Genomic DNA, 13,779 nt, shown 5'->3' with positions numbered 1-13,779 from the left:
AAAAAAATTCGCAATTATTTACTTCCTACCATCTGTAGTGACTTGCTTTCAGTTAAACCAAGCGCCTTCGCTGTTGAAGAATCAACTTCATAGAATAGCTCTTGATTTTCTGCAAGTGACTTACCATAAGAAGGAATCATTTCTTTTATTTTTGGTTCCCACTCTTTTATATGTTGTGGAAAGCATTTTTTTATTACCTCAAGCATAACATGAACAGCAGTAGAAGCACCTGGAGACGCACCAAGTAATGCAGCAACAGAACCGTCTTCTGCATTAATAACTTCCGTACCAAATTGAAGTGTACCTTTACCCGCAGGAGTATCTTTAATTACTTGTACACGCTGACCAGCTACCACAATATCCCAATCTTCACTTTTTGCATTCGGAATAAAATCTCGTAGCTCTTCAATACGTTGTTCTTTTGATAACATTAATTGCTGAATTAGGTATTTCGTTAATGGAACGTTTTTTGCACCTGCTGCTAACATAGTGAAAACATTATTCGGTTTTACAGAACCTAATAAATCCATATTTGAACCTGTTTTTAAGAATTTTGGTGAGAATCCAGCAAACGGTCCAAATAATAATGATTTTTTATTATCAATATATCGTGTATCAAGATGCGGAACAGACATCGGAGGAGCACCAACTGCTGCTTTACCGTATACTTTTGCATGATGCTGTTCTACAACTTCTGGATTGTTACATACTAGGAATAATCCACTTACTGGGAATCCTCCAACATGTTTACTTTCTGGAATACCAGTTTTTTGTAATAAATGTAAGCTTCCGCCACCGCCGCCAATAAAGACGAATTGTGCAGTGTGATATTCAAGCTTTCCACTATCGCTAAGCACTTTTACTTCCCATGAACCATCACTAGTACGTTTAAGATTTTCAACTTTATGTTCATAATTGATTTCAACATCTTTACGTTCTAAGTGGTCAATTAGCATGCGTGTTAAAGCCCCAAAGTTAACATCCGTACCAATATCAATTTTTGTTGCCGCAATCGGTTCGCTAGATGTACGGTCTTGCATAATTAGCGGAATCCATTCCATCAGTTTTTTTGAATCATCGGAAAATTCCATACCTTGGAATAGATGGCTATTAGAAAGTGCTTCGAAACGTTTTTTCAAGAACTCTACATTTTTTGCCCCTTGAACCATACTCATATGAGGCAATGGCATAATAAAGTCCTGTGGATTACTAATTAAATTGTGGTTTACTAGATAAGACCAAAACTGTCTTGAAAGCTGAAACTGTTCATTGATTTTGAGAGCTTTGCTGATATCGATAGATCCGTCTGGTTTCTCTACGGTGTAGTTAAGTTCGCACAGTGCAGCGTGCCCTGTTCCCGCATTGTTCCATTCGTTAGAGCTTTCCTCTCCTGCTTTATCAAGTTTCTCAAACACTTTAATGTTCCAGTCCGGTACTAATTCTTTCAGAATTGTACCCAAAGTCGCACTCATAATTCCTGCACCAATTAAGATAACGTCTGTTCTAGTTTGTTTGTTGCTCATTTTTCCCATCCTTATACCCCTAGAATTTACAGAAAGGTTGTAGACGCTCCTGCTGCAAGTCAGGGCTATACACCTTTTCTGCATCAATTTCAACCTCATCATAGTATATCACTATCGTTTGTAAATTAAAAATTTCTACTATTATATGACAATTAGTATATCACTTTTTGAAACAAATTAAAAATTTCTACTATTACGATATAATTAGTATAGCACTTTTTTATATAAATTTAAAACTTCTACTATAAAAAATAAACAAAATTATATGAAAATAAGATTCACAAAAAAAGCTAAACCCCTTGATATATCAAGGGGTTTAGCTTTTAATAAGACGACCTACAAGAGATTTAAATCCACACCTATCTCTTCAAGGTATATTTCATAGAAATGATGCTTTTTCTCCAAAAATAACACTTTTATCCTCATGTACTTTGAGTTGTATCGGAATCAACATTCACTTCATTTTTTTCTTTCATTTTTCTGAAAATGGTTGCTAAAATCGGCCCAGAAATATTATGCCAAACACTAAAAATGGCACTTGGAACAGCTGCTAAAGGTGAAAAGTGGGCATTCGCTAATGTTGCTCCTAAACCAGAGTTTTGCATTCCCACTTCGATTGCAATTGCCTTTCTTTTCGCTAAGTTCATCTTAAATACTTTAGCAAATAAATAGCCAATTAAATAGCCAAGAACATTATGTAGCACAACAACAGCAAAAATAATTAATCCTGTTTCGGCAATTCTTTCTTGGCTACCCGCAACTACCGCTGAAACAATAGCCACAATAGCAATTACTGAAACTAGTGGCATCACTTTCACACTCGCCTTTGCCTGCTTATTAAATAATTTCTGTACAATTAAACCTAGAATAATTGGAATAAGTACCACTTGAACAATCGAAATAAATAATGATGATGGTTCAATATCAATCCATTCACTTGCAAATAATAAAATAAGTGCTGGTGTTACAAAAGGTGCTAAGATTGTTGTTATCGATGTTACTGTTACAGATAACGCTACATCTCCTTTTGATAAGAACGTCATAACATTGGAAGACGTTCCTCCTGGACAACATCCTACTAAAATAACCCCTACTGCAATTTCAGGTGGTAACTGTAACACTTTTGCTAATATAAAAGCAAGAGAAGGCATAATGAGAAATTGACCAATTACACCAACGGCTACATCTTTAGGTCTCTTAAAAACCTCTTTAAAATCTGACCCCGAAATCGTTAATCCCATACCAAACATAACTATTCCCAAAAGAATCGTAATGTATTGTCCAATCCAAGTAAAGGATGAAGGGAATAAATATGCCATTGTTGCAAAAATCAATACCCAAATAGCAAAAGTACTACTTACAAACTGGCTAAAACGTTCTAAAGCTTTCATGTTGCACCTCCATGTAGTAAATTATGACAATATAGGAATTATACATCAATAATTGAATATAAACAATTATTAGAATATTTAAGTTACTTAGAACTATATTATCTCATTATCTTTTAGCTTAAAAGTCATTCTTTTACGAAATATTATTCTAATAATAGATTACTTATCTTACTTAATAGCACATATATACTAGCGAAACTCCCTTCCTTTACATGTTCCAACCTCCTATAGATTTTCTACAAAATAAAAATGCCTAAAACCCTTCAAAAAAGGATTTTAGGCACCTGATTATTAAGGATTGGTGTCATTCTCATACCAATACTTCTCTTTAATAAAATGATTATCTTCTAGCAAAATCAACAAACTTAAATTTATCCGGTCTGTGTCTTGATTCTGTATATTGAAATAGACTAGTGTCATCTAAATATGTGTAGCTTTTAATAACGACAATCATATCGAATTCTTTCATATCTAAAGACATTTTGTCTTCGTCATTAGCCATTTGAACTGTAATTTCTTTTCGAGCATACGAAATTTTGTATTCCAGCTCACCTTCAATATAGCTATAAAGGGAATCCTGACAAATCTCTTCTGTTAACTGACCGACAAACTTCTCTGGAATGTAATCTTTGTCCAAAATAACCTTTTGTCCATCAATTATTCTCTTTCTAATGATTGTCCATACTTTTTCATTAGATTCAAGCCCTAGCTTCTTCGCTATATTTTTACTGGGAATACTACAATCCAAAACTTTGACTTCTGTTGTAACGGTATCACCTAATTGATCCGTCAATTCTTTAAATGATACTACCTTTGATACAGGAAAGTCGAATTTCTGAATATCTAATACGAAAGAACCTTTACCGTTCACTTTCGCAATATAACCATTTTGCTCTAATTTATTTAATGATTTTCGAATCGTATCACGAGAAACGTTGTAATAATCCATTAAACTTTTCTCAGAAGGCAATTTATCATCAGCCACATACACTTCGTTTTCAATCTTATCAACGAGATCATTATATATATTTACGTATTTCTTATCCATTATTATCACCGTAAATATTTTATCATAAATTGTGTAAAAATAAATTATCTCTAATGATTTAGACCTACATAATATACAATAGATTGATAAGGCTTTAATGTAATTTCACCGCTTAAGGAAGGTGTGTTTTCATAATTTCCAATTAACACATCGCTATGTTCTACACGCTCTATTATGTTACTTGGTAACTTCACCTTTGTTTCTTCAGCATAGAAATTATTTAAAACAATCAACATCTTATTCTCATATGTTCTTGTATAAGCCATTACTTTATCATGATTTTCTAAAATCATTTTGAAATCGCCCTCTGCAATTATCGGATATTGCTTTCTTAAAGAAATAAGCTTTTGATAGAAATAAAAGACTGAGTTCGGATCTTCTAATGCATTCTTTACATTGATTTCTTTTGCTGAGTCTCCAAGTGAAATCCATGGCGTTCCTGTAGTAAATCCAGCATTTTCTTCATCATTCCACGGAATCGGAGTTCTTGAGTTATCACGAGATTTGCTTTTCAAAATCTCTAGAATCTCTTGCTCCGGCACACCCTGCTCTTTCAAAATATGATAGTAATTGATTGATTCAACATCTCTATATTGTTCAATGCTGTTAAAATGCGGATTAGGCATACCGAATTCTTCACCTTGATAAATATATGGTGTTCCTCTCATCATATGAACAGTAGTCGCAAGCATCTTCGCACTTTCATGATGATACTCAGTATCATTACCAAATCGAGAAACAATTCGTGGCTGGTCGTGATTACACCAGAAAACCGCACTCCAGCCATTACCTTCTTGAATACCTTCCTGCCATGTTTTGAATATATCTTTTAACATATGAAAGTCGAAATCCATCAACGTCCATTTATCTTGGTTTTTATAATCTACTTTTAAATGATGAAAGTTAAATACCATAGATAATTCTTTTTCTTCTGGATTCGAATACTTCACACAATGGTCGATTGTTGTAGAAGACATTTCTCCAACTGTAATGACATCATCATGTTTACCAAAGGTGTTTTCATTCAACTCTTTTAAATACTCATGAATTTTCGGACCATCTGTATAAAACCTTCTGCCATCTCCAACTGTGTCATCTTCAAAAATTTCCGGCTTAGATATTAAGTTAATTACATCTAGTCTAAATCCTTTTACTCCTTTTTCTAGCCAGAAATTAACTACCTTATAGATTTCTTCTCTAACTTCTGGATTCCCCCAATTCAAATCACCTTGTGTGACATCGAATAAATGCAAATAGTATTCTTGAAATTCTTCTCTATATGCCCATGCTGAACCACCGAATTTAGAAACCCAGTTTGTTGGTTCCTTACCTTCTTTTCCTTCTTTCAAGATATAAAAGTTTTTATACTTTTCTTCTCCTTGTAACGCTTTTTTGAACCATTCATGTTCTGTTGAAGTATGGTTAAAAACCATATCTAGCATAATATCAATATTTCTTTTTCTTGCTTCTTCAACTAACTGTTCAAAATCAGCCATCTCACCGAATAATGGATCAATCTTATAGTAATCAGCAATGTCATAACCATTATCTTTTTGTGGCGAAATATAAAACGGTGTTAACCATATATAATCAACGCCTAGCTTCTGCAAGTAATCAAGCTTCTCAATAACACCACGTAAATCACCGAAACCATCACCATTCGAATCTTTAAATGAACGAGGATATATTTGATAAACAACACTTTGTTTTAAATTCTTCATTATTTCCACTCTACTTTCATTCCTAGTTAGTTTTGTACTGGTTGATATGTTGGCAATTTACGTCTTCCTAGAATCATCGTTAACACAAAAGGAATTACAATTGCTACAACCATTGAAAGTGCAAAACTTCCCATACTACTTGTCTGCATTGAAAGAATACCTGGTATCCCACCAACACCAATGGAGTTCGCCATCGCTCCGCTGCTCACTGAAATGATAGCTGCAGCACTTGAACCAATCATACCTGCAATGAACGGGAACATATATTTCATGTTTACACCAAATAAAGCTGGTTCTGTTACACCTAAATACGCTGAAATACATGCTGGCACATTCACTTGTTTTGCATCACTATCTTTACTTTGTAAAAATACCATCGCAAGAACTGCTGAACCTTGAGCAATATTAGATAATGCAATCATCGGCCACAGTGATGTTCCACCCATTTCGGCAATTAATTGAAGATCAATTGCATTAGTCATATGATGTAAGCCTGTAATAACTAACGGTGCATAAGCAAAACCAAATATAGCTGCAAACAGCCAACCAAATGTAGATGTTAATCCAGCATAAACAACAGAAGAAATCCACTCACCAATCGTCCAACCAATTGGACCTAGAACTGTATGAGCAAGTAAAACAGCAGGAATCAATGCAAAGAAAGGAACAACTATCATTGAAATAGATGATGGACAAATTTTTCTAAGTCCTCTTTCCAAATACACTAATACAAAACCTGCTAGAATGGCTGGGATGACTTGTCCCTGGTAACCAATCATATCAATTTGTGCAAAGCCAAAATCCCATACAGGTATTTCTCCGCCTCCAGCAACTGCATATGCATTCAATAACTGAGGAGATACTAACGTGATACCTAAAACAATACCTAATATTTGAGTTGTACCCATTTTCTTAGTTACTGCCCACACTATACCTACAGGTAGGAAGTGGAATATAGCTTCCCCGATAATCCAAAGAAAACTATGTAGCCCAGCCCAAAACTGTGACATTTCTACAAGAGTTTTCGTACCATCCTCAAACATTTTCACATCGCCAATAATATTTCTGAACCCTAATACTAATCCACCAACAATTAACGCAGGAATAATCGGTGAAAAGATTTCAGCCAAATTCGCCATTAATCTTTGAATAAAGTTCATATTATTTTTAGCTGCACTTTTAGCGTCTTCTTTACTAACCGAATTAGCACCAGATAATTCCACAAACTCATTGTAAAATACCGATACATCATTCCCAATAATGACTTGGAATTGACCCGCCTGGGAAAAAACGCCTTTTACACACTTTAAACCTTCAATTTTTTCTTTATTCGCTAATGATGGATCTTGTAATACAAATCGCATACGAGTTGCACAATGTGTAACTGCACCGACATTCTCTTTGCCACCAATGTATTCAAGTAAATCTCTTGCTTCATTCGCATATTTACCCACTGAAAATACCTCCTTACATTTAAACCTATACGTACAGGTCTTGGTATCATTCTACCTATACGTATAGGTTTCTGTCAACGCTTTCAAAAAATGATTATTATTTCTGATAATAGCTCATAAAAAAAATGCCTACTGTAGTTTACAGTAAGCATTTTTTGTTACATGGGCTTAAAATATTCTCCCGCTCTAGCTCTACTATTATAGAAACCATACCAAATAATAGTCATTTATCTCAAAAGTACTAACATAAATGATATAATTATAATACTTGCTGTAAAAATCGTCGTGTTCGCTCCTCTTTAGGCTCTGTAAAGAACGTTTCTGGATGACCTTCCTCAATGATTTTGCCATCTGCTAACATGATAACACGGTCTGCTACTTCCCTGGCAAACCCCATTTCATGTGTAACAATCACCATTGTCATCCCATCTTTTGCGAGATTCTTCATTGTTTCAAGCACCTCACCTACAAGTTCGGGATCTAACGCAGATGTCGGTTCATCAAATAGCATAACGCTTGGCTTCATAGCTAGTGCTCTCGCTATCGCAACCCGTTGTTTTTGCCCCCCTGATAATTGTTCAGGATAGTAGTTGGCTTTGTCAGCTAAGCCTACTTTATTTAATATTTGCATCGCTTTTTCACTAGCTTCTAGTTTACTTTGTTTTTTAATATGAACAGGTGCTTCAATCACATTACCCAATACCGTCATATGGGGAAATAAATTGAAGTGCTGAAATACCATTCCCATATCTTCTCTTACTTTGTTTAAATCAGATTTATTAATATCGATTAAATTTTGATTAATCTCAATTTCTCCACTATCTTTAATTTCCAAAAAGTTCAAGCATCTCAACAACGTACTTTTGCCTGAACCACTAGCACCGATTAGCACGACAACTTCTGACTTCTCAATTTCAATAGATATATCCCGTAACACTTCTAATTTATCAAACGTTTTGTATAAATTTCTTACCTTGATCAAATCTGTTGCCTCCCCTACTCTTGCTAACATCTAATTTTTTCTCTAACTTGTTAAAGATTAGCGTGAAAATCAGAACAAGAATTAAATAATATATACCTACGACGAAATATGTCTCAAAGGGCATATAGTTCTCAGCTTGAGCAGAAAGCGCGTGGTTGAATAACTCTGTAACAGCAATATATGCGACAAGTGAAGAATCTTTTAATCCGATAATAAATTGATTGCTTAACGATGGAATCGCTCTTTTAAAGGCTTGAGGTAATATAATCCGGCGCATCGATAAGGAATATGGCATTCCTAAAGAACGAGCTGCCTCCATTTGTCCACGGTCAATGGATTGAATGGAGCCTCGAAAAATTTCAGCTATATATGCACCAGAGTGAATGCCTAAAGCAAGTGCGCCAGCTGTGAAATCTGATAATACCAAAACGCTCGATATTCCATAATATAAGAACATAAGTTGCACAATTAAGGGCATCCCACGTACTAGGAAAATATATAAATCAGCTATTTTTTGTAAAATGGTGATGTTAGAGACTTTAAAAAAGGCAAAAACCAAACCAATTATTACAGCAATCAATAGTGAAACAACGGTTAATTCTATTGTAATTAAGGTCGCTTTAAGAAATTCAATACCATGTGTTTGGAAAATAGAATATATGCTACTTATAAAATCCATAAACACTTCAGCTCCTCAGTTCAATAAAAAGGCTAGGTTTTTATTTTTCTAGTAAATTCACTCCGAACCATTTTTTACTGATTTTTTCGTACGTACCATCTTCAACCATTGATTTAATCGCTTTATTGATTGCTTTCAAAAGTGCCGGGTTGTCTTTATTAACAGCTATGGCTATATTTTCATTTTTAAGTACATTGTCAACGTCTTTGATTTTTAAATTAGCTTCTTTCATTGCAGATATACCAACGATTTTATCTGTAATAACAGCATCCACACGTCCTGGTTCAAGATCTTGAAGTGCGTAAATATCACTTGGGTAATTTTTAATAGCTTTCGTATATTTTGCAGCATCTTGCTGATACGTACTTGCTTGCATAACACCTATTTTTTTATCTTTTAGATCTTCCTTCTTTTTAATAGCGTTATTGGAGGCAGATACAAAGACTTGTGCTCCAGAAATATAGTATGGGTCTGAAAAATCTACTTGTTTTGAACGCTCTTCTGTAGCTGTCATACTTCCAATTATGGCATCATATTTTTTACCTTTTAGTCCTTGTATGATAGTTTCCCATGGATTAGTAACAGGATTTGACTCTAAACCAATGCGCTTTGAAATTTCTTCGCCAATTTCAACATCAAAACCTACTAGTTTATTATTGTCCTTATAGTTCAAAGGTTTAAGCAAACCACTCATAGCAAACGTTAATTTACCGTCGTTTACTAGTTTCATTTTTCCCTTTCCATCCTCTGAGCCTGACACTTTAGAATCATTAGAACTACAACCTCCTACTAGAAAAAGCAAAAACAAACCTACTAGTATCGTTAAAGACATGACTTTCTTCTTCATAACATACACCTCTCCTTAAAATCATATGAATTTTTGAGGGGATAAAGCATTTGATTGAGTATCGATATAATCGTTTACAAATCATCTCTACTGAAGTCGCATTCTTCTAGAGGCACTACCTTTGTTTTTTTAACGAATTTATAACCAAGCCAAAGAATAATAAATACAGGTAAACTAATATAAGAAACGAGCATACCATACCAGTTAATGGATCCATCAGAAATTGCTTGGCTACCCTGACCTATAATTACAATAATGCATAATGCTAAAGCAAATAACGGACCAAATGGATACCATTTTGCTTTATACGTTAATCGATTTAGATCAAGTCCTTGTTTTACATAAGCTTTGCGAAATCTATAATGACAAATAGCAATTCCAACCCATGTCAAAAATCCAGTTAACCCGGTCATATTAAGGAGCCAAATATAAACTACTCCATCCCCAACGAATGAGGATAGGAAAGTAAGAAAGCCAAAAATGATATTCGTATAAAGAGCAATAGCAGGAATTCCTTTTGCATTTACTTTCGTAAATATCTTTGGAGCCTTTCCACTTTTTGCGAGAGACCAAAGCATTCGAGTTGAGGCATACGTTGCAGAGTTACCAGCTGAGAGTACTGAAGTTAAGATGACAGCATTCATAAGTGAGGCTGCAAAAGCAAGACCTGCTTTTTGGAACACTAATGTGAAGGGGCTGACCGAAATGTTATCGACATCTGATTTGAGTAGACTTGGATCTGTGTAAGGAATAATAAGCCCAATAACTGCAATGGCGAGTACGTAGAAAATAAGTATGCGCCAGAATACGCTACGTATAGCTTTTGGAACATGTTTTTCAGGATTTTCGCTTTCACCAGCAGCGATACCCACCATTTCCGTACCTTGAAATGAAAAACCAGCTATCATGAAAATACCTAATATGGCAAAGAAACCTCCTTTAAATGGAGCTTCACCAGTTGTAAAGTTATGAAACCCTGCTGCAGGTGTAAAAAATATCCCTAGAATCATTAACAAACCGATTACTAAAAAGACAATAATCGTAATAACCTTAATGCCTGCGAACCAAAATTCTGCTTCACCAAAACTTTTTACAGAAAGTACATTTAAAATAAGCATAAGCGCTAAGAAGATGGAACCCCATAAAATATCCGAAGAGTGAGGGAACCAGTATTTCATGACTAATGCTCCGGCTGCTAATTCGGCTGGAATGGTCGTTGACCAGCTTAACCAGTAATTCCAACCAAGTGTAAAACCAAAGGCGGGGTCTACAAAACGCGTTCCATATGTTTCAAAAGAACCTGATGTAGGAAGAAAGGTTGCCATCTCTCCAAGGCTTGTCATGAGGAAATACACCATACAGCCAATTGCAAGATAAGCTATAAGTGCCCCTCCCGGACCAGCTTGACTTACAGTTGCTCCACTCGCAACAAATAGACCAGTACCAATTGCACCTCCAACTGCAATCATCGTTATATGGCGAGAGCGTAATCCACGATTTAGTTTACCAACTTTAGTAGCACCTGTTACTTCAGGTGAATGATACTCCATCTTGCTCATCTCTTTACCTCCATTTCCTCTAACTACTCTCTATCCTCTATTGAGTTGAGTGTCATTTATTTCTCTAAATAATTTAGTAAGGATCTTTTTATTTCAATAAACGGCGAATCACCTCATTTGTTAACTTCGGAACTATTTCTGTAGAAAAAGCAAGTTCCATTCTTTCATATTTTTTGTGAGCATCGTATCCATAAGGTCCAATGTTAATAGCTGGTACATTAATATCTCGGATAGCTTGGTAATTAACAAAATGTTTCGTACCCCATCCTGGATTGTTATTGCAAACAGCTTGTATTCCTTCTTCATCATCGCTTAGCGCCACACAGCTCATATCACATACATAAGGAAAGAAATTTCTCGTTACGATTGGATAAGCATAGGTCGGCTGAACTTGTTCGATGGCTTCCTGTAATGCCTGTAGTAGATGCTGTTCTTTTTCATTTTTCCCTGTAACATCTACACGTGGAGAATAAAGTGACGAATAGAACATAATAATAGCTGGGCTTTTGTCTGTCATCCAGTTCCACTCTTCTTCAACTACACGCGCTGCAAACATTCGAGTGTCTAAGCTCTTATCAAGTAGTAATTGTTCTTTAAACACTTTCATATGTTGGATAAATCGATCACCATGCTCTTTTTCAAGTAATTGCTTCATTTCTTCGTATACAATTACTCTTGTCTTCCATGGCAATTCGTTATACGTTTCTCCACTTCGTGCACAAAATGTTTGATAGCGCTCAGTAAGTGTTTGTAAAGCTCGGTCAAAAGCGATTTCTGCTTGTTCTTTAAGCTTAATCATGACTTCTTTTGGAGACCACGACTGGATAAAGAAATTGTAATAGACATAAGCAGAAAGAGCCGTTTGGATAGTGTAGGTCGGTTTTAAATCCATTTGCTTTAATGAGACGGGGGGTGCCGGAAATTCACCTAATGAGTCATCTACTAAATCGGGATTATAGCTGATTTGTCGCGTTAACTCAGCCGCAATATAGTTTGGATCAAGCCCTTCAAAAGAAGAACCCGCATGTGTTTCTGCACCTGTAATGAAAAAAGAAGGGAGGAGCTTTCCAATTGAACCTTTGTAAATATAACGATTTTCATCTCCTTCAAAGCGAGGAGCGACAAAATCGGAATTAATAAGTGAAACGTAATCAAATTGATGTTCTTCACGTAACTTCTTTAAATCTTTTAATCCTGATAAAACGCCATGGGAGCTATCTTCTTCATCGCATTCAGCAAATAATAATAGATTTCCAGATAGTTCTTCTGGGTGTTCAGAGTAGTATTTAAGTAAATAGAGATGGCTTGCTACACCTGCTTTCATATCGACAGTACCACGTCCAAAATGCCAGTCACCTGATTCTAGCTGATTCCTTACTAAGTCTGGTAAAGGTTCATTGTGTAATGCCTTCATCAATTCTTCAGGGAAACAAGCTTTATCTTTTAAATGACTATAGTCATCAATTCCAACCGTATCAGTATGCCCCATTAGAATAACCGTTTTACCGCTTCTTGTTTTCGTTCCTTTTACAAAAGCCAACACGTTATAACGCTCTACTTCATCATTTTCTGTTTGAGAAAGTAGTACATACGAAGGATTTTGTTTGAAATAAGGAAAAGAAGCTATTTTGTCATATAAATAGTTGGCAATAGCAATTTCTCCTGTGGTGTTAACGATACTTTCTACTGCTACTAATTCATTTGTATACTTTAATACTTCTTCACGACATGCAAATGACGAAATCATTTCCCAACACCCTTTCGAAAAAATTCGTATTCTTAAAAATTATTTATTGAAAAAACACTAACTATTAAGCTAGTTCTCCGCCATCAATTGGAATATGCTGACCCGTTATATAGGCTGCTTCTTGAGAGGCGAGAAAAGCGTATAAATTCGCTACTTCTTCCGGTTTTGCATGTCGTTTTAATGGGATTTTTTCATCGGTTTGTTTTAGCATTTCAGGTGTGTATTCTGCCATTTGCATAGGTGTAAGTACATATCCTGGGCAAATAGTGTTCACACGAATCGTTGGAGCAAGTTCCAGTGCCATGGTTCGAGCCAAGAGATTAACGCCTGCTTTAGAGGCATTATAATCAGCGTAATAGGGATGACCTACCAGCCCATTTGTCGAAGCAGTCATAAGAATGACTCCTTTTCCTTGATCTAACATTCGTTTCGCAGCTTCTTGAGCCGTATAAAAAATACCATCTAGATTAATACCAAGCACTTTTCTCCATTGCTCTGGGGTAATATCGATAAAATTAGCACGTATGCTAATCCCAGCGTTCGCAATCAAAATATCTACTCCGTTAGTCAATGAATCTATCTCTTCAAATACTTGTTTAACTTCAATCGGGTTACTTACATCAGCAATAACGCCATGTGCAATCGATGGATATTCTCGAAGTGTGTTAGAAAGTTGCTCTTTATTACGGTCTAAAATAGTAACAATTGAGCCCTCTTTAGCAAATCGTATGGCAGTAGCTAACCCGATACCACTTGCTCCACCAGTAATAACTACTCGCTTATTGCGCAAACTGTCTAGATATCTTCCATTATTCAATTCATTCCCCC

11 protein-coding genes are annotated in these 13,779 nt (G+C 35.5%); all 11 read right to left on the bottom strand.

Features of this window, described 5'->3' with window-relative positions; translation table 11 throughout:
- Positions 1 to 14 precede the first annotated feature (14 nt).
- A complete protein-coding gene (locus tag TX86_RS05740) occupies positions 15 to 1,607 on the bottom strand; it encodes a malate:quinone oxidoreductase (RefSeq protein ID WP_268258240.1) in 1,593 nt (530 codons plus the stop codon).
- Between the two features lie 338 nt (positions 1,608 to 1,945).
- On the bottom strand, positions 1,946 to 2,914 hold the full coding sequence (locus tag TX86_RS05735) for a bile acid:sodium symporter family protein (protein ID WP_042347094.1): 969 nt from the start codon (positions 2,912 to 2,914) through the stop codon (positions 1,946 to 1,948).
- Between the two features lie 340 nt (positions 2,915 to 3,254).
- Positions 3,255 to 3,965 carry a trehalose operon repressor gene (gene treR, locus TX86_RS05730; RefSeq protein WP_230203641.1) on the bottom strand — a complete coding sequence of 237 codons (711 nt, stop codon included), beginning with the start codon at positions 3,963 to 3,965 and terminating at the stop codon, positions 3,255 to 3,257.
- Positions 3,966 to 4,012: 47 nt separating this feature from the next.
- A complete protein-coding gene (gene treC, locus TX86_RS05725; protein ID WP_042347090.1) occupies positions 4,013 to 5,683 on the bottom strand; it encodes an alpha,alpha-phosphotrehalase in 1,671 nt (556 codons plus the stop codon).
- A 26-nt stretch (positions 5,684 to 5,709) separates the two neighbouring features.
- Positions 5,710 to 7,137: a PTS system trehalose-specific EIIBC component gene (treP, locus tag TX86_RS05720; protein ID WP_042347088.1), complete on the bottom strand. Its 1,428-nt coding sequence runs from the start codon at positions 7,135 to 7,137 to the stop codon at positions 5,710 to 5,712.
- A gap of 259 nt (positions 7,138 to 7,396) precedes the next feature.
- Positions 7,397 to 8,119: an amino acid ABC transporter ATP-binding protein gene (locus tag TX86_RS05715; RefSeq protein ID WP_042347086.1), complete on the bottom strand. Its 723-nt coding sequence runs from the start codon at positions 8,117 to 8,119 to the stop codon at positions 7,397 to 7,399.
- Entirely contained in the window at positions 8,085 to 8,780 is a 696-nt protein-coding gene (locus TX86_RS05710; RefSeq protein WP_439096840.1) for an amino acid ABC transporter permease, read from the bottom strand. The genes TX86_RS05715 and TX86_RS05710 overlap by 35 nt, the downstream gene beginning before the upstream one ends.
- A gap of 58 nt (positions 8,781 to 8,838) precedes the next feature.
- Positions 8,839 to 9,645 carry a transporter substrate-binding domain-containing protein gene (locus TX86_RS05705; protein WP_042347082.1) on the bottom strand — a complete coding sequence of 269 codons (807 nt, stop codon included), beginning with the start codon at positions 9,643 to 9,645 and terminating at the stop codon, positions 8,839 to 8,841.
- 74 nt (positions 9,646 to 9,719) lie between these two features.
- A complete protein-coding gene (locus TX86_RS05700; protein WP_042347078.1) occupies positions 9,720 to 11,204 on the bottom strand; it encodes an amino acid permease in 1,485 nt (494 codons plus the stop codon).
- Positions 11,205 to 11,292: 88 nt separating this feature from the next.
- Positions 11,293 to 12,951 (bottom strand): M20/M25/M40 family metallo-hydrolase, encoded by a 1,659-nt coding sequence (locus TX86_RS05695; RefSeq protein WP_042347077.1) that lies wholly within the window; start codon positions 12,949 to 12,951, stop codon positions 11,293 to 11,295.
- 64 nt (positions 12,952 to 13,015) lie between these two features.
- The gene (locus TX86_RS05690) at positions 13,016 to 13,768 is read right to left on the bottom strand and encodes an SDR family NAD(P)-dependent oxidoreductase (RefSeq protein ID WP_042347074.1); all 753 of its coding nucleotides are present in this window, start codon (positions 13,766 to 13,768) and stop codon (positions 13,016 to 13,018) included.
- Between the last annotated feature and the right edge of the window lie 11 nt (positions 13,769 to 13,779).

Origin of the sequence: Bacillus massiliigorillae (genome assembly GCF_000380245.2) — a bacterium.
Taxonomy (GTDB): domain Bacteria; phylum Bacillota; class Bacilli; order Bacillales; family DSM-1321; genus Bacillus_AD; species Bacillus_AD massiliigorillae.
Note: the sequence above shows the minus strand (reverse complement) of the source record. Positions and strands in the feature narration are given on the sequence as shown.